Source organism: Streptomyces sp. NPDC030809 (assembly GCF_055572195.1).
In genome coordinates, this window is record NZ_JBVIDV010000029.1 from 14867 (window position 1) to 36896 (window position 22030).

General features: G+C 70.0%; 17 protein-coding genes, 1 pseudogene and 1 CRISPR repeat array (1 of these 19 only partly in view). Of the genes and pseudogenes, 10 read left to right on the forward strand and 8 right to left on the reverse strand.

The genetic code is table 11. The features are described from left to right. The 3 genes from ACZ407_RS30155 to ACZ407_RS30165 form a co-directional block, all read right to left on the reverse strand. Nucleotides 1–279 carry a DUF6087 family protein gene (locus ACZ407_RS30155; RefSeq protein ID WP_468133803.1) on the reverse strand — a complete coding sequence of 93 codons (279 nt, stop codon included), beginning with the start codon at nt 277–279 and terminating at the stop codon, nt 1–3. A gap of 13 nt (nt 280–292) precedes the next feature. After that, nucleotides 293–1474 (reverse strand): methyltransferase domain-containing protein, encoded by a 1182-nt coding sequence (locus tag ACZ407_RS30160; protein ID WP_468133805.1) that lies wholly within the window; start codon nt 1472–1474, stop codon nt 293–295. Between the two features lie 409 nt (nt 1475–1883). Beyond that, complete coding sequence (locus ACZ407_RS30165; protein ID WP_468133807.1) at nt 1884–2126, reverse strand: hypothetical protein; 243 nt, start codon at nt 2124–2126, stop codon at nt 1884–1886. Nucleotides 2127–2349: 223 nt separating this feature from the next. On the opposite strand from ACZ407_RS30165, the gene ACZ407_RS30170 reads away from it, so the two are divergent. After that, nucleotides 2350–3579 carry an XRE family transcriptional regulator gene (locus ACZ407_RS30170; protein ID WP_468133809.1) on the forward strand — a complete coding sequence of 410 codons (1230 nt, stop codon included), beginning with the start codon at nt 2350–2352 and terminating at the stop codon, nt 3577–3579. A gap of 38 nt (nt 3580–3617) precedes the next feature. Then, a complete protein-coding gene (locus tag ACZ407_RS30175; RefSeq protein ID WP_468133811.1) occupies nt 3618–4160 on the forward strand; it encodes a GNAT family N-acetyltransferase in 543 nt (180 codons plus the stop codon). Nucleotides 4161–4826: 666 nt separating this feature from the next. Here ACZ407_RS30175 and ACZ407_RS30180 read toward each other — a convergent pair. Both ACZ407_RS30180 and ACZ407_RS30185 read right to left on the reverse strand, forming a co-directional pair. After that, entirely contained in the window at nt 4827–5486 is a 660-nt protein-coding gene (locus ACZ407_RS30180) for a hypothetical protein (protein WP_468133813.1), read from the reverse strand. Between the two features lie 410 nt (nt 5487–5896). Next, complete coding sequence (locus tag ACZ407_RS30185; RefSeq protein ID WP_468133815.1) at nt 5897–6163, reverse strand: hypothetical protein; 267 nt, start codon at nt 6161–6163, stop codon at nt 5897–5899. 53 nt (nt 6164–6216) lie between these two features. On the opposite strand from ACZ407_RS30185, the pseudogene ACZ407_RS30190 reads away from it, so the two are divergent. Further along, nucleotides 6217–6831 (forward strand): annotated as a pseudogene (locus tag ACZ407_RS30190) (transposase); the annotation flags it as partial. A gap of 307 nt (nt 6832–7138) precedes the next feature. Here the strand turns inward: ACZ407_RS30190 and ACZ407_RS30195 are convergent. The 3 genes from ACZ407_RS30195 to ACZ407_RS30205 all read right to left on the reverse strand — a co-directional run bounded on the left by ACZ407_RS30195 (nt 7139) and on the right by ACZ407_RS30205 (nt 9241). Then, nucleotides 7139–7858, reverse strand: a complete 720-nt coding sequence (locus ACZ407_RS30195; protein ID WP_468133817.1) for an SGNH/GDSL hydrolase family protein — start codon at nt 7856–7858, stop codon at nt 7139–7141. Next, nucleotides 7855–8322 carry a cupin domain-containing protein gene (locus tag ACZ407_RS30200; protein WP_468133819.1) on the reverse strand — a complete coding sequence of 156 codons (468 nt, stop codon included), beginning with the start codon at nt 8320–8322 and terminating at the stop codon, nt 7855–7857. Before ACZ407_RS30200 ends, ACZ407_RS30195 begins: the two co-directional genes overlap by 4 nt. Nucleotides 8323–8404: 82 nt before the next feature. Continuing rightward, complete coding sequence (locus ACZ407_RS30205; protein WP_468133821.1) at nt 8405–9241, reverse strand: AraC family transcriptional regulator; 837 nt, start codon at nt 9239–9241, stop codon at nt 8405–8407. Between the two features lie 1705 nt (nt 9242–10946). On the opposite strand from ACZ407_RS30205, the gene casA reads away from it, so the two are divergent. The 7 genes from casA to cas2e all read left to right on the forward strand — a co-directional run bounded on the left by casA (nt 10947) and on the right by cas2e (nt 20988). Next, a complete protein-coding gene (casA, locus tag ACZ407_RS30210; RefSeq protein ID WP_468133823.1) occupies nt 10947–15743 on the forward strand; it encodes a type I-E CRISPR-associated protein Cse1/CasA in 4797 nt (1598 codons plus the stop codon). Between the two features lie 189 nt (nt 15744–15932). Continuing rightward, nucleotides 15933–16712: a type I-E CRISPR-associated protein Cse2/CasB gene (casB, locus tag ACZ407_RS30215; protein ID WP_468133825.1), complete on the forward strand. Its 780-nt coding sequence runs from the start codon at nt 15933–15935 to the stop codon at nt 16710–16712. Nucleotides 16713–16997: 285 nt separating this feature from the next. After that, on the forward strand, nt 16998–18194 hold the full coding sequence (gene cas7e / locus ACZ407_RS30220; RefSeq protein WP_468133943.1) for a type I-E CRISPR-associated protein Cas7/Cse4/CasC: 1197 nt from the start codon (nt 16998–17000) through the stop codon (nt 18192–18194). Continuing rightward, nucleotides 18191–18976 carry a type I-E CRISPR-associated protein Cas5/CasD gene (gene cas5e / locus ACZ407_RS30225; RefSeq protein WP_468133826.1) on the forward strand — a complete coding sequence of 262 codons (786 nt, stop codon included), beginning with the start codon at nt 18191–18193 and terminating at the stop codon, nt 18974–18976. Before cas7e ends, cas5e begins: the two co-directional genes overlap by 4 nt. Next, a complete protein-coding gene (cas6e, locus tag ACZ407_RS30230; RefSeq protein WP_468133828.1) occupies nt 18976–19692 on the forward strand; it encodes a type I-E CRISPR-associated protein Cas6/Cse3/CasE in 717 nt (238 codons plus the stop codon). Before cas5e ends, cas6e begins: the two co-directional genes overlap by 1 nt. A 4-nt stretch (nt 19693–19696) precedes the next feature. Further along, on the forward strand, nt 19697–20641 hold the full coding sequence (gene cas1e / locus ACZ407_RS30235; RefSeq protein ID WP_468133830.1) for a type I-E CRISPR-associated endonuclease Cas1e: 945 nt from the start codon (nt 19697–19699) through the stop codon (nt 20639–20641). Beyond that, nucleotides 20638–20988 (forward strand): type I-E CRISPR-associated endoribonuclease Cas2e, encoded by a 351-nt coding sequence (gene cas2e, locus ACZ407_RS30240; RefSeq protein WP_468133832.1) that lies wholly within the window; start codon nt 20638–20640, stop codon nt 20986–20988. The genes cas1e and cas2e overlap by 4 nt, the downstream gene beginning before the upstream one ends. A gap of 114 nt (nt 20989–21102) precedes the next feature. Beyond that, nucleotides 21103–22030: a CRISPR direct-repeat array (repeat unit 29 nt; unit sequence CCGGTCCCCGCGCACGCGGGGGTGTTCCC); it runs 1908 nt beyond the window's last position.

Below are 22030 nucleotides of genomic sequence, written 5' to 3' on the forward strand. Positions count from 1 at the left end.
TCATAGGCTGGTGCCGTCCTCTGTGTGGGGGGCGCCGCCTGCCAGGAATTCGGCGGCGGTACGGGCGTCGGGAGCGGTGCCGACAGGCGTCCACACACCTGTGGTCTCGTCCAGCTCCAACAGGACGCGGGGGGAGACGGGGGCGAGGTGGGCGGCGCGACCGCGGGCGGCCGGGTCGAGCGGTTCTGATCGGCGGCGGCCGGTGATCTGCCGGTCCGAGACCCGGCGCCGCTCGCGCGTGCGGGCCCAGTGCTCCAGCGATTCCTCGCGTCCGTCCATGGGCGGGTCTCTCCTATCTCCAGCGGGCGCCGGCGACGGGGGTGGCGGGGTCGTCCAGCCACGCCGTCACTCCGCTGTGGCTGACAGTGATCCCGAAGCGGTCGACGGGCGGGTGTCCTTCGCCCTCCCACCACGTGCACGCGGCCTCGATGGCGTCCCAAAGGCGGCGGGTCCCGCTTTGGTAGACGATGCCGGGGCCGTGCTCTTCCGGCCAGCGTACGGCGGCCCATGACCGGTCCGTGAGGGAGTAGAACCACGCCGTGGGGGCGGCGGCGTCGGTGTGCACGGTGTGGGCGATGTCGGGGACGGCGAGGCTGACGGCGTGGTGGGCATCGGCGAGCTGGTCGGGCTGGACGGTGGTGCCGGTGGCTGCGGGCCAGTCGGTGACGTACTCACTGTGGGTAGGCCAGATGGTCCGCTGCTGACGGGCCTTCATGAACTCCACCGGGGCGGTGAAGCGGCCGGCGGCGCTGCCGTCGGGGTGCACGGTGAGGCGGACGACGGCGTCGCGGCTGGAGTAGTGCGTGCCGTACGGGGCGACGATCACCCCGCCGGGGCGGACCTGCTGCAGCCACGCGCCGGGGATGGTGCGGACGCCGAACGTGCACAGCAGCCGGTCGAATCGGCTGCCGGGGACGCCGGCCAGGGCGTCGCCGGAGAGTGCGTCGGCGTAGAGGCCGAGGGTGCACAGCCTCTCGCGTGCGGCCGCGGCCACGGCGGGGTCCACGTCGATGGTGACGACGTTCCCGGTGCCGCAGCGGTGGGTCAGCAGACCGGCTGTCTCCCCCGTGCCGGTGCCGGCGTCCAGCACGGTCATGCCCTGCTCGGCATCGAGGACGGCGAGCAGCTGGTAGACGACGGAGGGCTGGGAGCTGGACGACGTCGGCACGGTGCCGGGGCCCGGGCCGGCGTGCCGGCCGTCGTCCCACTGGGTCACGATCGAGATGTCCGAGTCGGCGTACCCGTACCAGGCATCGGGGTCCACCGCCCGGTCCACAGCACCCGGTTGCCCGCTCGCGGGGCTGCTGTGCGGCTGCCCAGCGGGGAGGAAGGGCCACATGAGCGCGGGCAGGAAGTGCGCGCGGTCGACGGCGGCAAAGGCGGGTGCCCAGTCGGAGGTGAGGGCGCCGGATTCCATGAGGCAGCGCCCCAGCTGCGTGCGGCCGGGGCGCTCCTGGCGTGCAGTGGTGGTCATCGTCTACCGGTGCTTTCCGCCTCCGGGGGGCGTATTGGTGTCGGGGTTGGGCGGGGGCGGCGGGGGCGGGACGGAGACGGGGGCGCTCCCGCCTCCGTGGCTGCCGCCGCCTCCTGACCCGCTGTCGTTTCCGCTGCCGCTGCCGCTGTTGGCCACGGTGTTCCTCCTTCGGGTGTGTGGTGCTGGGGACCGTTCCGGCGGGGTGCCGGGCGGCTTCTCAGTAGTCCGCGATCCGTTCGGATCGGCTCCGGATCACGGTGAGGGTGTCGAGCCTTCGGGTCGTCCGGTGGGTGGTCCCCGCCGCTGGCCGGCCGCAGGACCCATTCGGTGCCGCCGCGGATGTCGGTGACGATCGCCTTGGCGCCGGTGCCGTCGACGAGCAGGTCACCGACATCCGGGCGGGGCGGTTTCACGGAGCCGCCGGCTGCAGCACGGTCAGGTCGTCGGGGTTGGCCGTCCATTCCCGGCCGGAGTAGTCCATCGGCCGCATGTGGGCGGTTCGGCCGATCGTGCGGCCGGTGGTTTTCGAGGTGCGGACCAGCACGGTGGCGACGGTGCCGGTCCGGCCGGTGCCGGGGTGGATGACCTCCCGGCCCAGCAGCCGGTGGTCGGCGTCCTCCCGCACCCACACGTTCTCCTGCTTCCTGACCACGGCGAACCTCCTTCCTGCCCTGCCGGGCGGGGACGCGCTCCTCGATGCGGCCCGCCGGGGTGGCGTGGAGCCAACCCGGTGCACCTTGGTGCTGACGTCTACTCAACTCCTCGCCATGGCGGGCGGGTAGGGCGATCGGGCAGGTTCAGCCCTGCACCGCCTAGGGCGATTTGACCTTTCCGTTACCTGACGTGCAGGGGCACGAAGCGCTAGCGTGGGACACGTGGAACCCGTTCCAAATCACGCCCTAACGGCGTGGATGAAGAGCCAGGGATACAGCTCCCGAGAGCTGGCAGAACTGGTGAACCGCGCCGTGGGCGAACTGACTGGCAAAGCCGGCGGCCTGGACGACTCCAGCATCCGCGCGTGGCGCTCCGGCCGTGTGCGCTGCCCCAAGAGCGCGCAACTCGCAGCGTTAGAGCTGGTCAGCGGCCGAACCGCGCAGGCCCTAGGGTTCGTGCGCCGAACCCGACCCCGCCGAGAGGTGCCCGTGCAACGCCGTTCCTTCATGACCGCTGTCGCCGGTGCAGCGGCCGCCTTCACCGCGCCGCCCGCAGACGCAGCCGCCCCGCGCCGGGTGGGGATGGCGGACGTCGCGCTCATTCACCAGCGGTTCGCCGACATCATCGCCTCCGACCACCGGCACGGCGGACAACGCGGCATTGAGCAGAAGGCCGCCGACCTCGCCGACGAAGCGCTCGCCCTCCAGTCGGCCGGCTCGGCCTCGGAGCGCGTGCGCACGTCCCTGTACGCGTCGGCCGCCTCGTTCCGGTCCTCCGCCATGTGGGCTGCCGTCGACGGCCGGCGGTTCGGTGACGCGCAAACGCACATGCGCGAGGCCCAAGCGCTCGCGGAACTCAGCAGCGATGCCACGATCAAGTTCCGGATCTGGTCGCATGCCGGGACGATGTACCGGCACATGGGCAATCCGGCAGATGCGGCCGCCGCGAACGACGTTGCGCGCCGGCTCTCCCTGACCCGCCGCGATCCGCTTTTCGCATCGCTCGGCCTGGCGCGCAGTGCCGCCATCCACGGCGCCGCCGGGAACCGGCCGGCGGTCGGCCGCGCGATCGGACAGGCACAAGAGGCCTTCCACCGCGCAGACCCGACCGCGCCCCGGCCCATGTGGCTGGCCGCCTTCTACGACGAAGCGGAAATCCACGCACTCGCCCTGTCCGCCTACCTGGCTTTGGGCGACTGGGCCACCGCCGAAATGCACGCCCACCACTGCCTCGCCGGCCTCCGGCCCCACATGGCCCGCTCCCGCGCCATCACCACCACCCGGCTCGCCCGCGCACAGCTCGAACAGGGTGAAGCAGGGGCGGCCGTGGCCACGGCATCAAAGGTGCCGGCCGACGCTGCCACGGGACATCTCCGGGTCGCCGCCATGCTGGCCGACTTCGGCCAGCGGCTCACACAGATCTGCCCGCAGAACAGCCACGCTGCTGCCTAGCAGGCCCACACGGTACGAGTGAAGGTGAGGAACACCCGGTGACGACGTCGGAGACCCGGATAACGCGCTACTCCGCCCTGACACCCGAACTGCGCGCGGGGATCGGCCGGCTGTACTCCCTCGTGCGCGCCGACCTCCTCGCGCACCCCAACTACCGCCTCGACGTGTTCCTCGAACGGCTGGACCGGCATGCCGCCGAACCAGGGTGGGCCGTCACCATCGCCTACGCTCCCGACGGCCAGGCCGTCGGCTACGCCTACGCCAACGCCATCGAACCCGGAGACCGGTGGTGGAAGCGGATGACCGTCCCCGTCACCCCCCGCTTCACCGCCCGGACCACGGTCGCCGTGAAAGAAATCGGCGTCGTCCCCCGATGGCGCGGAGTCGGACTGGCACGGCAACTGCACGACGCACTTCTCGCCGGACGACCCGAGCCCTACACCACGCTCATGGTGAACCCGGCCGCCGGCAACGGGAAAGTCCAGCGGCTGTACGAGGGATGGGGATACACTGAAATCGGCGCCGTCCAGCCCGGCCCGGACTCCCCGTGCCTGGTGTGCATGGGACGCACCACAACCTGACCCCCGGCCGTCCCACCGCGTAGCTCGCCTCCATGTCCGGCACCCCCGCGGCAGGGCAGCGGCCGCGCGGCGGTAGGCGTCGGGAGGGCTGCACCGGGCGGATCCCTGACCGTGGACGCACAGAGCCACGCCGCCTCGTCGAACGCGGCACGGAAATCTTCATGCCACCGTGCCAGGCCAATCGCCTGCGCGGCGGTGACCCGACCTCCTGAGCAGCCTCGGCCAACGGAGTACCGTCGCTGATCAGCCGGAGCAGCCCGAAACGGGCCCCCTAGTCAAGAAGGCCTCGGCCCACGCTCGCCCCCGGCGGCCCCAGGAGCTGCCCTTGCTTCCCGGCCGGACGCCGTGCTCACGGCTGGGGGCGTACGCGGCCGCCGCCGGTACGGGCCTTCGCCGCCCGGCACTCCTGGCAGCGGCATCCGTGAGCCCGGTAGGAGTAAGCGCGCAGCGCTCGGACCGGACGCAGCGCAGCGGAGTCCGGCACGCCCACCTGCCGGTCCGCCCCCGCCGCCCCACGCCCGGGAGGGGCGGACAGCGCAGCGCAGCGGAGCCGTCCGCCCCGGCCGGCACCGAACCCGCGGCGCCCGCCCCCACCCGGGCTGAAATGCAGTAAGGGGACCACAGCCAGCCGGCCATGGCCCCCTCACGGGACGCTCTCGTGTGCTGTCAGGAGCTGGCGTGCAGCTCCCGGGCGATCTCCAGCGCCGCGCGACGCACCGCCGGCGGATAACCGAGACGCTCCGCAGCCTGCTCGACGTCCAGGCCAGGCTTGGCGTGCATGAGTGCGACGATCCGCGCCGCGCGCTCCTGCTGCAGGCCCCGCTGCGCGGTGCCCACGGCAACGCCCAGGACCTCGACCACATGGGCGGTGGTCACGGCCGGGTCCGCGTCGAGGAGTTCGGCGATACGGCCGGGAAGCAGGTCCCGCGGGACCATGTCCCCCGACCCCTTCGGCCTGCCCGTCGGCGCCGACATCGTCCCGCGGGCAGCACCGTAAGCGCGCACCGCAGCACGCGGCCAGTGCTCCACACCACCGATCATCACGACATGATCGGCCAGGCCCGCATCGTTCTTGTAACTGTCAACACTCCGCGGCTTCACATCCAGCAGAACAGCAGCCTCCCGACGGTCCAGGAGATCCGCATCATCGTCCACCGCCGGAATCGGCGGAACGGACCTACCGTCGCGGTAGGCGACGACCTGCTCCAAGTCCCACAGCAGCACCAGCGCCCCCTCGGAACTGACCGGCTCCGGGAAGCCCTCGGCGTTGTAGGGCTTGTCCTTGCTGAAGGTCGTCCCGCGCGGATCACAGCCCCATTTCCCCACCCCGTACCCCGCCCTGCCATCCCCGCCTCCCCGTGCTCATCTCCTACCACCCCGCTCCCCCTCCCTCCCTCCCCCCTATAAGTCCGGCTACTCACCAGCTGAAATTCAGGGCCTGAGCAGGCACGATGTGCTGGAGGCCGGAATTTCGCTCCCCCGGACCTTCCCCCTGATCGTCCCCCGGATCTTCCACCCGATCTTCCGCCCGATCTTCCCCCTCATGTTTCCCTGCGGGCACCGGCCCAGGGGCAGGGTCGAACCGGGCGGCACGGGGCCCACCCGGACTACGCCAACACGCTCTGCAGGACGCGCCGGGGCCGGCCGGGCAGCGTCTGGAGCAGCCGCTCGGCGGGTGCGTACCAGGCCCTTCTGGAACTGTGGTGGTAGCGCTTCACTGTGGAGGTTGTCGAGGGTCAGGGGGTGGAGGCGGTCCGGCGCCGTCGGATGCTTGCTTCCATGGCGTGCGGGGCGGTGACGGTGCAGTCCGCGGGCACGGTTCGGATGGCCAGGGTCACGCCGCTGGTGATCTGGCAGCGGCGGCCGATGGTGACGCCGGGGCCGATGCTGATGTTGTTGCCCGTCTGGGTGCCGTCACCGATGACTGCGCCGAAGCGGGTGGTGCCGGACCGGTAAAGGCCATTGCCCGTCCGCATGATCACCTCCCGGTCGAGTGTGCGCATGTCCGGGGACTGTAAATCGTTCGGTGTAACTCCCGATCATGGAGGATGCATCGATGACCAGCAAGAACGTGACCGAGGCGGAGACCGTCGAGCCATCTGAGCCACTGCCGTCGAAGGCGGTGGACGACCGGCTGATCGACGAGTTGGTCTCCCGCGCCCAGGCGGAGGGCCTGCAATTGACGGGCGAGGACGGACTGCTCCAGCAGCTGACGAAGCGGCTGCTGGAGTCTGCCCTGGAGGGCGAGATCACCGACCACCTCGGCTATGACAAGCACGATCCGGCCGGGAAGAACGGCGGCAACTCCCGCAACGGCACCCGCGCGAAGACCGTGCTGACGGATGTCGGTCCGGTCGAGATATCCGTGCCCCGGGACCGGGACGGATCGTTCGAGCCGAAGATCGTGAAGAAGCGGCAGAAACGCCTGACCGGCGTGGACGAGATGGTCATCTCGCTGTCCGCGAAGGGCCTGATCACCGGCGAGGTCCAGGCCCACCTGGCCGAGGTCTATGGCGCGGAGGTCTCCCGCCAGACGATCTCCACGATCACCGCCAAGGTGCTCGAGGGCATGGTCGAGTGGCAGAACCGGCCGCTCGACGCGGTCTATCCGGTGGTTTTCATCGACGCGATCCTCGTGAAGATCCGCGTCGGCGCCGTCGCCAACCGGCCATCTACGTCGCCCAGCCCGCCCTTTTCCCGCCGCCCCGTTCGGCCTTACACCCTCGCGGCCGCCAGAGGCCGGCGACGGCGCCCGTTCTTCGCCCCGAGGCAGTGCTGTCCGTGAGGGTGAACAACGGCGGCCATGGCTCGGCCTCGGCTCTGCCAGTCGTTGGGGACCATGTAGGGGTGGGAACCGAATACGCCAGGAAGGGGCCGCATCGCCGGTGCTGGCGTGCTTGCCGCCCGCACCGGCGTCTGGATCGCACGCCACCTCCGCGCGGTGGTTGGCATCCGGCTGGCTGCGGCTCCGGAACCAGCTACGCGTTCTGGGTCAGGAGACCGGCGTCGATGACCTCAGCGATCAGGGCGGCGCCGCGACTGTTCTGGTGGATGTGGTCGGTCGTGAGCACGAGGTTGCGGCGCCGCGAGATCGTGTCGAGGTTGCGGCGAAGCACGGCGTGTTGGACGAGGACGCCGAGGCCCGCTGCGGGGGTCACCTCCCGGTAGGGAATCGGCGGTGGGTCCGCTTGGCGCAGTTCCTCGATCTGGCGTTCGTGGAGTGGAAGGTAAGTCACCTCGTTGGTGGTGGCGACTTCGGCGATCATCCGGCTGTACCGCTGCGATGCCTGTGCCGCTGCTCCGTCGAGTTGTTGGCCGAGTACCGGTAGCGACAGCAGACCGATCGTCGCGTCGGTCTCCGCTCGCAGTCGTTCGACGACGGCTCCCAGGCACTGTTGGAACCAGCCGGCTGACGGGCGTTCGGGGAGCTGTTTGCGCTTCATGGCCTGCTCGACGGGGTAGCCGGCAAGGCTCGCTCGGGCGTCGTTGGTCCCGATCAACACGGTGATGGCGTCGGGCGGGTTCGCGATCACGGCGTCGAGGCGCTGCAAGAGGTTGTGGGCGAAGTCGCCGTTGGCGCCGAAGCGGGCAAGCTGCAGATCACCGGGAGGGTGGCGCCGTCCGAGGAGGTCCAGGTAGTCGACGCTGATCAGCGCGCGGGTGAGGCTGTCGCCGAGGCACGCGATGCGTGTCGTCACGGCGCTTCCTCCGGGCTGGGCGTGGCGACGCGTTCGGTCGGGTGGGTGTCGGTGCGAGGACGGTGGTCGGTGCCGAGGCCGGCGGTGATGGTCAGGATGGACGTCGGCCCCTCCATGTCGACCGCGTGCCATACCCCGGCCGGGTTGATGGTGGCCTCGCCGGGCCCGAGCAGAACGCGGTCGGGCACGCCGTCCAGGTCGCGGGTGACCGTCACCGACCCGCTGAGGCAGACGACCAGTTCGTCGCCAGCGGGGTGGCTCTCCCAATGGTCGCCGAGGCCGTCGCCGTCGAAGATCATAACCATCCGGCCCTCGGCGCCGTCTGCCGCAACCGCGGCGCTGTAGGCCTGGAGCGCCTCCGGGTACCAGGCGAAGCCCTCGACGGGTTTCGCTGTCGATCCCAGTCCGAGGTGCACGGGGGTGGTCCGCAGGTCGATGGCGTTGTGTTCGTTGACGAGTCTCATGCCGACGATCGTCACACCGCAGCGATCGGGGGTCTTGAAGGAATGGGAACACAAGCCGACGCCACGGTCGGCCGGTCGGCGACTACCCGCTCCCGAGGAGGACCTCGCTGCGACGCCAGGCCGTCGGCGTTCGGCCCGTGAACTCGCTCCAGTCCCGCACGAGGTGGGCCTGGTCGGCGTAGCCGGAGATGGTCGCCACATCGGCCCACGGGAGCCGCTCCCGCGCCGTCGCCAGGTCGTGCGCGTGCTCGAAGCGGAGAACGCGGGCGAAGGTTTTCGGCGACAGGCCCAGCTCGCCGCGGAACCGTTCGGTGAGGTGCCGGCGGCTCCAGCCCAGTTCCGCGGCGACGGCACCGACTTGGACGCAGCCCCGTGCGGCGACGAGGCGGCGCCAGGCCTCGGCCACCTCGGGCTGCATCCGGCGCACACGGTCACTGCCGGCGCCACGACCGACAGCTCGCAGGAGCAACTCGTCCAGTACGGTGAACCGCGCCGCCCATGTCGATGCCGCTCGGAGCCGGTCGGCCAGTTCGACGCCAAGCGCTCCGAGAAGCTCGTCCAGTGGGACCAGTCGGTGGGCGAGCACAGCGGCGGGCATGCCGTAGATGGCCCGAGCCCCGAGCGGTGTCAGCGCCACCTTCACACCTTGCTGGCGTCCGTCGTGGTGGATCGCGACGGACCGGCCCATCAGACCGCCGGCCACACTCCCGAATCGGGTGACCGGTGACCCGTCGCCAACGCCCGCCGCCACCTCCAAAGGGTCTGACAGGCTGATCACCGCAGTGAGAACGCGACTCGGCGGGCCGCAGTGGACCCCTGCAGCCAGCCCGCGGAGGTCGAAACCGACATACGAGTCGACGTACCGCCGCAAGGCGGGCGCCGGACGTGCACCAATCCCGGTGGCCATGCGCCCCTCCATCCTCCTCGGAGTACGAGCCGGCGAGTCCGGCAAGATCACCAACCGGACCGCCGTGCCGCTTGCCCGTCCGGTCCGCGTCCACCACGCACGGCACGTCCTCGGCCAGCCCCAGCACGCCACGCAGATGAGCCGGCGCCGACCCGGGAACCTGGTCCGGCCTCGGGAATTATCCCAGGTACGAACCGCGGGTACGCGGTGCGGTCGATCAACGTCACTGACACCCCGAAGAACCCGCCCCCGGACGCCGACACACCGTCGCCGACCAGAACACCATGCACGCCTGACAGCGGTTCTACCCCCGCTTCCCCCGCATCCTCTTCATCCTCACCCGCACCCCCAAGACCACCGTGGGCCGACGCATCGAAGACGTCAGACAGATGGCAGCCGCCCACACCCTCGTCGCACACTTCGCCAGCCAAGTACCCCTCGGCGCAGCCACCCTCGAAGACATCGAAACCGCCGGACCCACCGCACCGGTACGGACACCACTCACCGGACCCACCCAACGTCGGCCATGGACAGCGCTGTAGCCGGGGCATACCCGGGCGCTCAAACCCGGGGCCGAGGCAACGTGCGCAGGTACGCCCCGCGTCCCGAGTCGACAGAGCCGATGGCCCGCCGACCGTCAGCCGCCCGGGCCACCGCATCAGCCCCCACACGACTCCCGCCCAACACCGGACCGCTCGACAAACCGTCCGGAACATCCCCACAAACGCGGGGGCGACGTCCGGGGCCGTCGTGGGCTCTTCACCTCCCGGGGAGCATCCCCGGGAGGTGAAGAGGAGCGGATTCCCACCTGCAGTTCTGACAGCCCCGCCCGCTCGCCCGCTCGCTCCAGAACCCGGCTGGCGCTCCTCCGCCATACTCTGCCGAACGCTCCACTCCTCACAACCCAGGCGTTAAAGTGGTGCCGCGTTGGGACCTACGTGCTCAGAGGTGGGTGCCCAGCAGTCCCCGAGCCATGGGGGTGATCCGCAAGAAGGTGGATCGGTGGTGAGGACCACCATCTGTTCCCCGCGTATGCGGGGTTTCTCAACCAAGAAGGTGGACCGGTTCTTGCCAACTAGGCAACGGGGACTTCCGGCAAACCACCCACCGCCAGTGGGGTGTCCCCGTAGGCTGCTGACCGTTGGCGCGGCATGCGCTGACGGGAGCACGAAGGCCGGCCCTCAGCCATCCGCAGCAACGGATGGAGTGCCTGAGAGCCGGCCTCGTCTCCTTCACCCGTCGCGAAGAAGAGGAAGGTAGGAGCCATTGTTGCGCACATCCGTGCCTAATGCACCTAGCGAGTTGTCCCATCAGGGATTGCTCACTGTGCTTGCGGCTCTCATCACGGCAGCTCCGGCGACCCCGAGCCCGTACGCTCCTGGGATCTGGGCTGTGCTGGTCGTGGTGGTGGTGATCTGGGTGCTCGTGCCGTCGGCAGGCCCCTGGCGTGTGAACGCGGCGCAGTTCGGCCCCGGAGCAAGGGGCTAAGTAAGGCCCGGCAGGCGGCGTCCCAGGGCCTCGGGACCGGGACGCCGCCCACGCCCGGATGGCGTTGACCCTCACCTCGGCGACGGTCGGCCTCGCCCCCGGTCCGGGTTCGTGACGCGAGCCCGGATCGGGGGGGCTCCGTTCCGGGCGACGTGCCGCCAGGCCCATACCACGTTCCCCTCGCCGGATGGCGGAATCATCAATTCCCGTACATCGAGGAGCAGTCGGCATGTTCGCTGGGCATGTGACACAGGGTTCAGCAGGGGGCGGCCAAGCGTTCGCCGGTCTGTCGGCAGCAGCTCGTTCGGCGTGGGCGAAGCACGATCGCAAGACGGACAGTCACATGCCCCTGTGGCGTCACATGGCGGACAGTGCTGCCGTTGCAGCCCAGTTGTGGGAGCTCTGGCTGCCGGATTCGCTGAGGTCTTTGATCAGTGCGGATCTCCCCGGTGAGGAAGCGGACGCTGAGCGGCTGGCGCGGTTCCTCGCCGGTGTCCATGATGTCGGGAAGGCAACTGGTGCGTTCGCTTGTCAGGTGCCGTCGCTGGCCGACCGCATGCGCGACTTCGGTCTGGAGATGCCGTCGCGGACGGCGTTCGGGTCGGACCGGCGGATGGCGCCGCACGGCCTTGCCGGACAGCTTCTGCTTCAGGAGTGGCTGGGTGAGCGCTTCGGCTTCGAGGCGCGGGCAGCCGGGCAATTCGCCGTGGTCATCGGGGGCCACCACGGGGCCCCTCCGGACACGCAGCAGATTCACGATCTGCAGCTGCGTCCCCACCTTCTCCGGCCCGGAGGGCGGAGTGGGGCGAGGTGGCGCGAGGTCCAGTTCGAGCTCATGGACAGGTGTGCGGATCTGGCGCAGGTGACGGATCTCTTGCCGCAGTGGCGCCGAGTGCGGCTGTCGCAGCCGGTGCAAGTGGCCCTCACCGGCCTCGTGATCATGGCGGACTGGTTGGCGAGTGCTTCGGAGTTGTTCCCGTACGCCCCCGAGTCCTGGGCGCCTTGGGGTGTGGAAGGTGAGCGCGGCCGTCTTAGGGCGGCTTGGGAAGGGCTGGACCTTCCGGGCCGCTGGCGGGCGGAACTTCCCCAGGTCTCTGCCGAAGAGTTCTTCGCTGCGCGGTTTCCCGACCTGGCCGGCTCGGGCATTCGGGGCGTGCAGGCGGAAGCCGTGGGGGTGGCGCGGAGCATGCCGTCCGCCGGGCTGGTGGTGATCGAGGCGCCGATGGGTGAAGGGAAGACGGAAGCGGCGTTTGCGGTCGCCGAGATTCTGGCGGCCAGGTCGGGTGCGGGGGGCGTGTTGGTGGCGTTGCCCACCCGTGCCACCGCCGATGCCATGTTCCCTCGTCTGCTCGCCTGGCTGACCGGGGTGCTCGGGGATGGTGGTGGGGCTCATTCTGTGGTCCTCGCGCACGCGAAGGCGGCCCTCAACGAGGTGTGGTCGGGTTTCCTGGCCCGGGGGAACCGCGTGCTGGAGGCTGTGGACCGCGATGCGGACTCGTGTGAATCGATCCCCCAGTCAGCGGATGGGCGGGGTGGGCGGGAGATGCCTGCCGAGTTGCACGCTCACCAGTGGCTGCGGGGCCGCAAGAAGAAGCTCCTCGCCTCGTTCGCCGTCGGCACCATCGATCAGGTGCTTTTTGCGGGGCTCAAGACGCGGCATCTGGCGCTGCGGCATCTGGCGGTGGCCGGCAAGGTGGTCGTCATCGACGAGGTGCATGCCTACGACGCGTACATGGGTCGCTATCTTGAGCGGGTCCTGGAGTGGCTCGCCGCTTACCGGGTGCCGGTCGTGCTGCTGTCGGCCACCCTTCCCTGTGAGCGCAGGAGGGCCCTGGCCGCTGCTTATGCCGGGGTGTCGTGCGCCGAGGTGGAGGCGGCCGCGGATGCCTACCCTCTGATCACCGGGGTCTCCCCTGACGGTCCTGCGGTGATCGTGCGTCCGAAGGCAGCATCCGAGCGCCGTACGGAAGTCGTTGTGGAGCGGCTCGACGACGATCTCGATGCCCTTGCTGACCGGCTCGAGGCCGAGTTGTCGGACGGCGGCTGTGCGCTGGTGGTGCGCAATACGGTCGCCCGGGTTCTGGAGGCGGCGGAGGTGTTGCGGCAGCGGTGCGGGGCTGCCGCGGTGAGCGTCGTTCACTCTCGCTTTCTTGCGGCTGACCGGGCGGCCAAAGATGCGGATCTGCTGGCGCGGTTCGGGCCGAGTGGCGAGCGAAGGCCGCACCGTCACATCGTGGTTGCCAGTCAGGTGGTGGAGAGTTCGCTGGATGTGGATTTTGATCTGCTGGTCACCGACTTGGCTCCTGTGGACTTGATGCTGCAGCGTATGGGCCGTCTGCATCGTCACGCCCGTCCGCGTCCCAGCCGCCTGATGCGTCCGCGCTGCCTGGTCACGGGCGTCGACTGGAGTGCCGAGCCGCCGGCGCCCGTCGCAGGATCTCGCGCCGTCTATCAGGGCGAGTTCACCTTGTTGCGGGCGCTGGCGGTGCTCGAACCGCATCTGGACGGCCGTCTTGTGGAGCTCCCGGCTCACATCAGCGGGCTGGTGCAGCGTGCATACGGTCCGGGCCCGGTCGGTCCCGGCAGCTGGGCGGGGAAGATGGCCGAGGCTGAGACGGAGCACCGCATTCTCGTGGCCAGGAAGGAGGAAAAGGCGGAAGGGTTCCTGCTCGGACCGGTCCGGCGTCCCGGGAGGCCGGTGTACGGGTGGCTGGAAGCGCATGCCGGTGATGCGGACGACAGCCCGGCGGGGCGTGCGCAGGTGCGTGACAGCGAGGAGACGCTGGAGGTCTTGGTCATCCAGCGTCGTGCCGACGGCGTGCTGACGACGGTTCCCTGGCTGCCCGACGGGCCGCCCGATGAGTACGGCCGGCCGCAGCGGCGCGGCGGTTTGGAACTGCCGGTCGACTTCCCTCCCAGTAGGCAGGCGGCCGAGGCCGTGGCTGCGAGCGCCCTTGCCCTCCCCAGGCAGTTCAGCACGCCGGGGATGGTCGATCGGACCATTGCCGATCTGGAGCGTTTCAGGGTCCCGGCCTGGCAGGTGAAGGAGTGCCCCTGGCTCGCGGGTGAGCTGATCCTCGTCCTCGACGCCGAGTGTCAGGCCCACGTGGCAGGGTTTCGGCTGTCCTACTGCAACTCCGACGGCCTGCAGGTGGTCAGGGCCGACGCATCCGCGTCTGCTTCCGAGCAGGCGGGGAAGGAAAAGGACCCTTCACGTGGCAGAAGCCGTGGTGACGAAGAGTACGAGGTCGAGTCCAGGGAACGGTCGGTTACCGCTGTGGCGGGCGAGCGGGATGCTGCCCCGCACGACGGGACGACGGCCATGACCTCACCGGCGGGCATCACCGCAGCACCCGGCGAGAGCCAGGGTTCCGAAAGGCAAGGTCCTGCATCCTTCGATCTGGTGTCCCTGCCGTGGATCCCAGTGCAGCGCCACGACGGGACCGTCTGCGAGGTCTCACTCGCCGGACTGTTCCTGCAGGCTGAACAATTCCGGCGCATCGTCGGCGACATCCCCACCCAGGAGCCAGCACTGCTGCGCCTGCTCCTGGCCATCCTCCACGATGCGATCGACGGCCCCCAGGAGCTGGAGGACTGGGAAGATCTCTGGAATTCTCCAGCCCCTTTCGATGCCGTCGCCGGGTACCTGCAGCAGCACCGGTGCGCGTTCGACCTGCTCCACCCCGAGCGTCCCTTCTTTCAGGTGGCAGGCCTGCGGACGGCGAAGAACGAGGTCTTCCCCCTCAGCCGGATCGTTGCGGACGTACCCGTCGGGGCTCCGTTCTTCACCTTGCGGCAGTCGGGAGTGCCCCGGCTCTCGTACGCGGAGGCGGCGCGCTGGCTGGTGCACTGCCATGCCTATGACACCTCCGGGATCAAGTCGGCCATGGTCGGTGATGAGAAGCGGGCCAAGGCCGGCAAGGTCTACCCGCTGGGGGTCGGGTCTCTCGGCAACCTGGGCGGGGTCTTTGCAGAAGGTGCGAATCTCAGAGAAACCCTGCTGCTCAACCTGATCGCGTTCGAAGAGGCGTACACGGACCGCGACCGCCGAAGCAAGGACCGGCCTGTGTGGCGGGGTGAACTGCTGGGGCCCGGGCAGCGGGAGGCCGAACCCGTTCCTCTCGGGCTTCGCGATCTCTACACGTGGCAGTCCCGCAGAGTCCGCCTCCATGCGGAAGCCGGTGCCATCACCGGGGTCGTCCTCGGCTACGGCGATCCGCTCGTCATGGACTCCCCCTGGCAGCTGGAACCGATGTCCGCCTGGCGTCGCAGCCCCGTTCAGGAAAAGAAGCAAGGGCGTACGCCGGTGTATACGCCGGTGCGGCACGATCCGAGCCGCACCGCCTGGCGGGGCCTGAGCGCCCTGGTGCCGGCCAGGCAGCAGGAGGGCGAGGCGGCGCGCAGGGGCGAGCCTGCAGAGAGGTTGCGCTCGGGTGTCGCCCGCTGGTTCACCACTGCCTTGGCCCATGCCGAGGTGCCGCCCGGGACGTTGGTACGGCTGCGTTTGGTCGGGGCCGTCTACGGAACCCAGCAGTCGGTCATCGACGAGATCGTGGACGACTCCCTGGTCCTGCCGGTGATCACGCTGCACAGGGAGAACCCGCACCACGGTGCGGCGGCGGTTGACGCCGCTCACGAAGCCGAGCGCGCCGTGACGGCCCTGGGGCACCTTGCGGGCCACTTGGCCAAGGCAGCCGGAGCGATCCCGCAGGCACGCGATGCGGAGGCCCGGGACCTCGGCTTCGGAGCATTGGACGGTCCCTACCGGGCCTGGCTGCGGAACCTGCTGGGCTACGCCGATCTGCAGGCGGCCCGCAGCCAGTGGCGCAGCACGGTCAGGCACGTCGTCCTGCGGCTTGGCCGCCAGCTCGTCTCCTCGGCAGGACCGGCTGCAGCCGAGGGAAGGGTCGTCGACTTGCCCGGGCTGGGTGAACGGCTGATGGATGCAGGGCGGGCTGAGCAGATGTTCCGCGCCCGCCTGGACAAGGTCCTGGGCAGTGACCCGCCCGGCCCCGGACCGTCCTGACCCCCACCCGCCCGGTCGCGTCGGAATGCCTGCGAGGCAACGACGTCAGCGAACTGCCGGGCGTGGCCGAACTTTCCGACGCCTTGGAGATGCACCGTGACAGCCGAGACGACTGGGGCACGAAACACCAGTGCCCCGACGGCCGCAGGCAGGCGTGCCCTGCACCGCCCGTACACCCTCCCCCGCCAGGTGACGATCCGCACCGTCGCGCGCCTGTACGCCGGCTACCGGGACGACGTCCCGTCTGCGGTGTCAACGGTGGCCAGGCTGCGCCGCGCAGCCGGCACCGAGCCCTACGCCTCGCCCGGCGCGTGGGGTCTGGACCACTTCGAAGCATTGCTGCAGGCGCGCGACGAGCAGCGCAGACAGGAGGAGCAACGGGCGGCCGGTGTTCCTTCCTCGGCTGTCAGGAACACTTCGCGGGCGTGGAGCCTCTCGCGGCTTCAGGAGGAGCGCGAAGAGACAGCCGTGCACCTCGCCGTCACGCTCTGGGCGCTGCACCAGCAGTCCATCCGTGAGGACTCGATGCACACCCCCGGCTGGACCCTGGGGCGGGCGGTGCGCCGTCTGGCCCAGGGCAAGACAGGCACCGAGGATCCTCCCTCCACCTCGGATGAGACGAGCGGAGCGGCTGCGGCCGGCGCGGGCAGCCCTGAGGAAGACGCGGCAGGCCGAGCGTACGACCCGGTGGAGGAAGCCAGCGAAACCGTCCGCAAGCGCTTCGTGCGCATCGGCGCTTCGACCGACACCGAAGTGCTGTCCGGGCGGTTGCGCGAGATGGTCGTTCTGCTTCGCAATGCCCGGATCCCCCTGGACTACGGGCTCCTCGCCGAGCAGCTCTACCACTGGCAGAGCGAGGCCCGCCGCGACGACATCAGGCAGGCCTGGGGGCGGGAATTCCACCGCCTCTACAAGCCGTATGGCAGGGCGCCTGCCGGCGAAAGCGGCACAGGAGGAACCGCTCCCTGACAACGGCGCAGTCGACGGGCCGTACGAGCACGCTCTGGACTGATGCTGCCACCCGTAGGACACCGCACGGTGCGTTCGGGCCGGTGCACCAGCGTGACAGCGCGGCGCGCGGTCGGCATGCGCGGCCCCGATCACGCGCCGGTTTTTCCTCGGCCGGCGCGGCAAGCCCTCCGGGGGTGGCGGCAGTACGGCAGGTCCGCAGCGTCGATGGGTGCTCAGCCGGCCGCAGAGGCCAAGCCCCCTGCTTCCCCAGCACAGCCCTACTCCACGAGATCGGAATTCATGGTGACCCGCACGATCCTCGACATTCACATCCTGCAGACCGTTCCGCCCAGCAATCTCAACCGCGATGACACGGGCACTCCCAAGTCCGCGTTCTACGGCGGTGTCCGCCGGGCGAGGGTCTCCAGCCAGGCGTGGAAGCGCGCCACCCGCCGCGTCTTCGGTGAGATCCTGCCCCCCGAAGAGCTGGGGGTTCGCACGAAGAAGGTGGCCGAGGCCCTGGCCGAGCGGATCCTCCTCCAGGACAAGACCCTGGAGCCCGCCGCCGCGGTCGGGCTCGCCGCCGAAATCCTGAAGAGTGCCACGGGATCGGCCATCGAAGCCCCCGCTCGCAAGGCCAGGAGCGAGGACGCCGACGCACCCACCTCGAAGTACCTGATGTTCCTCAGCTCGCGCCAACTGGACGCCCTGGCGGCCCTGGCCATCGAGGGCAGCGCCGGCGGCCACGTGAACGCGCTCAAAGAACACCTGAAGGACAAGACGAACAAGGCCCGCGCACGCGAGGCCGTCGACACCCGTCACTCGGTGGACATCGCGCTCTTCGGCCGGATGGTCGCCGACTCGGCCGACCTCAACGTGGAGGCCGCGACCCAAGTGGCCCACGCCCTGAGCGTCCACCGGTCTGACATCGAGTCCGACTACTACACGGCCGTGGACGACCTCAGCCGCGCGGACGAGCCGGGCGCCGGCATGATCGGCAGCATCGACTTCAACTCCGCCACCCTGTACCGGTATGCCTGCGTGGACGTCAACGACCTCCACCGCAACCTCGGTCTCGGCCTGCGGGACGGAGAGGCCCCCAGCACACCCGCGGCGAAGGCCGCCGCCGCCTTCCTGGAGGCGTTCATCACCTCCCTGCCCACCGGGAAGATCAACACCTTCGGCAACCACACCCTCCCCGACGCTGTGATCGTCAAGATCCGCGACCGCTGGCCCATCAGCTTCGTCGGGGCCTTCGAAGAGCCCGTGCCCAAGAGCGCCGAAGGCGGATTCCTGCGCGAAGCGTGCGCCCGCCTCGCCGCGCACGCGCCCGAACTGGAGCAGCAGTACGGCCTGGCCGGCAAGACCGACAGCAGCTGGGTGTTCCGCGTGGGCGAGGCAACCGAGGCGCTCGCCCCTCTCGGGTCGCGCGTACCGCTGCCGAACCTGATCAGCGAAGTGCAGGAGGCACTCGCCGAGCGCCTGGAGTCCCCCGCATGACCGTCCTGCTGCTGCGCCTCGCCGGGCCCCTTCAGTCCTGGGGCTCAGCAGCCAGATTCAGCCGCCGCAGCACCGAGCCGGCACCCACCAAGAGCGGAGTCCTCGGCCTGCTGGCAGCAGCACTGGGCCGACCCCGCAGCGCCGACCTCTCGGATCTCGCCGCGCTGCGCTTCGGCGTGCGCATCGACCAGCCCGGATCGCGGCTGCGCGACTTCCAGACCGCGCACCATGCGGACTCCGGCAAGGCCATGCCGCTCTCGGAGCGCTTCTACCTCACCGACGCCGTGTTCGTGGCCGGCGTGGAGGGCAGCAGCGACCTGGTCTGGAGACTGCACCGCGCTATCGAGCAGCCGAAGTTCCTGCCGTACCTGGGCCGCCGCTCCTGCCCGCCCTCCCGCCCCGTCCAGATGGGCGAGCCGCTTGAAGTCCCGCTGGAGCGGGCGCTGAGGGAGGCTCCCTGGCAGGCGTCACGCTGGTACGTCCAGCAGCAGGAGCACACGGCCAAGCACCTCGCAGGCGTCCCCGCGCCCCAAGAGCTGGACCTCCTGATCGACTGTCCTGCGTCCGAGGAACCCGACCAGCAGCTCCGTGACATCCCCGTGAGCTTCGACGCCAGCCACCGGGTGTACGGACTTCGCGGCATCAGGTCGGGCAAGGTCAGTGCACCGCGCCGACGCCAAGACGCTGCACCCGTCCCCTTGCACGACCCCACCGCCGCACTCCGACCCGACCCTGCAGCCGCTCGCCCCACCTCGGCCGACGACTTCCCCGGGACACTCTGATGTATCTGACCCGTCTGCCCATCAACTCCGCCAGGCCCGAGGCACGCCGGCTCCTCGGCTCACCCCATCGCCTCCACGGCGCCGTCAACATGGCCTTTCCTGAACTGCCCGCCCGTACTGGCCAGGGCCCCCGCGTGCTGTGGCGCACCGACACGAACGCCGCCGGCCGCACCGACTTGTTCATCGTCAGCCCCGCCCGCCCGGACTTGACCCACCTCGTCGAACAGGCAGGCTGGCCGACGCTGGAACAGCCCGGCTGGACCACCTTCGCCTACGGCGCATTCCTCGACGGCCTTGCAGCGGGCGACACCTGGAACTTCCGGCTCACCGCGAACCCCGTGCACCACATCCGCAAGCCCGACGACCCTCCGGGCACCGAGACAAAGAGGGCCGCCCACGTCTCTCCCCGGCACCAGCTCGCGTGGCTGCTGAAGAGGCAGGAGCCTGCGGGCTTCGAAGTTCTCAAGAAGCCCGCCGAGCAGCAGCTGACCGAACGGGGCGACGAATACCAGATCGTCCTGCACAACCGACGGCCGGAGCAGTTCGGCAAGCGCAATGCTGCAGGGCCCGGACACCAGGTCACCTTCACCCGCGTCACCTACGACGGCCTGCTGCGCATCACTGACCTGCCGGCCTTCCGCCGCACCCTGACCCAGGGTCTGGGCAAGGCAAAGGCGTACGGCTGCGGCCTGATGACCCTGGCACCGGTGCGGTGACCCCATGAGCAGCGCAGGCAAGCGGAGGGCATCCACCCCGAGTGAACTGCCCCGCGTCGGGGACCGCATCTCATTCGTCTACCTCGAGCGGTGCACGGTCCACCGCGAAGACAACGCCATCACCGCCACGGATGCCGAAGGCGTCACCCACATCCCCTCGGCAACCATCGGCACCCTCCTGCTGGGCCCCGGCACCCGCATCACCCACCAGGCCATGTCGATTCTTGGAGACAGCGGAGCCGGCGTCGCATGGGTCGGCGAGCAAGGCGTCCGCTACTACGCAGGCGGGCGTGCCCTGACACGTTCCTCCGGGCTGGCCGAGGCACAGGCGGCAGCCTGGGCCAACCGCCGTACCCGCATCCAGGTGGCGCGTGCCATGTACCGGCTGCGCTTCCCGGACGAAGACCCGTCCGAACGCACCCGCACGGAACTCCTCAACATGGAAGGCCGTCGGCTCAAAGCCTGCTACCGCAACGAATCCACCCGCACGGGCGTTCCCTGGAAGCGACGCGAGTACGACCGGCACGATTTCACCGCCGGCGACGCCCCCAACCAGGCAGTCACCGCAGCCGCCCAATGCATGTACGGCATCGCCCACGCCGTGGTGCTGGCCTTGGGATGCTCACCGGCACTGGGATTCGTACACTCCGGAAACCAACGCTCGTTCGTGATGGACGTAGCCGACTTCTACAAGACAGAAGTGGCCATCCCCGCAGCATTCGACGCGGCAGCCGACGGCATCGACGACATCGCCTCCCGCACCCGCAGGGCCCTGCGAGACAGGATCAACCAGACACACCTCCTCGACCGGTGCGTCAAAGACATCAAAGACGTACTCGGCTACGACGGAACCCGGGACACCGAAAACACCGACCGGGTCACCCTCCAGTCCGATGGAGACACGCACGTCACCGGTGGCCGCAACTACGGCGACGAGCCGATCTGGTGACCGTCATCGTCCTCGCCAACTGCCCACCCGGCCTCCGCGGCCTCCTCACCCGATGGCTCCTGGAAATCTCCCCCGGAGTCTTCCTCGGAGCCCCAACAGCACGAATCCGCAAACACCTGTGGAACGAAGTCCGACAGTACGCCGACCGAGGCCGGGCCCTACTGGCCTACCAAACCGACAACGAACAAGGCTTCGCCTTCGAAACCTTCAGCCACGCCTGGCACCCGACAGACCACGAAGGCCTCACCCTCCTCCGCCGCCCCAACCCGACCCTCACCCAGACCCCGACACCCCCCACCCAAGGCTGGAGCAAAGCCGCAAAGCGACGCCGCTACGGAAATCGATAACCCATGGAACCCAGACACAGCCAACGCAAATTGCACAATATGCGGCTCTTGCCGGAATCCAAGCTAGTGAACAAAAACAGCACTTTCCACCGGTAAACCCGCAGCTCACGCCCTCCGGTCCCCGCGCACGCGGGGGTGTTCCCTCCACCTTCGCCACTCTGCGGAACATCGTCGCCCGGTCCCCGCGCACGCGGGGGTGTTCCCTCCGCGATCGTCGCCACGCACTGGCCTTCGGGCCGGTCCCCGCGCACGCGGGGGTGTTCCCCACGCGTCCTCATAGGAGCCGGTGATCGTGCAACCGGTCCCCGCGCACGCGGGGGTGTTCCCGCGGCGAAGGAGCAGCAGGAATACCTCGATCGCCGGTCCCCGCGCACGCGGGGGTGTTCCCACCCCGCGCCACCGGTTGGCGACCACCCGGGACCGGTCCCCGCGCACGCGGGGGTGTTCCCGGTGGCGGCTGGGTCGCGGACGTCGGCACTGCCCGGTCCCCGCGCACGCGGGGGTGTTCCCACGGTCGGGCTCCTCGTGCGGGTCGTGCGGTTCCGGTCCCCGCGCACGCGGGGGTGTTCCCGCCAGCGCCGACATCAGCGCCATGCCGAACCCCCGGTCCCCGCGCACGCGGGGGTGTTCCCTACGGCCGTCAGCCCCCGTGATCTTCTCCTGGCCGGTCCCCGCGCACGCGGGGGTGTTCCCGCGTCGGGGACGGGAACAAGGTCCCGGCCCCGCCGGTCCCCGCGCACGCGGGGGTGTTCCCGCGTCCTGGACGGCGCTGCGGAGGGCTTTGAACCGGTCCCCGCGCACGCGGGGGTGTTCCCCAGCCCACCGCTTGCCTTCGGTGCCACCGCGCCCGGTCCCCGCGCACGCGGGGGTGTCCCGTCCCCGAGGCTCCGCTCCGCCCCCACTACGACCGGTCCCCGCGCACGCGGGGGTGTTCCCCTCGGCCCTCACCGCCCGAGCGGAGAGTGCCTCCGGTCCCCGCGCACGCGGGGGTGTTCCCGTCACCGGGGCGAATCTCCTGGCGGGCGCAGTCCGGTCCCCGCGC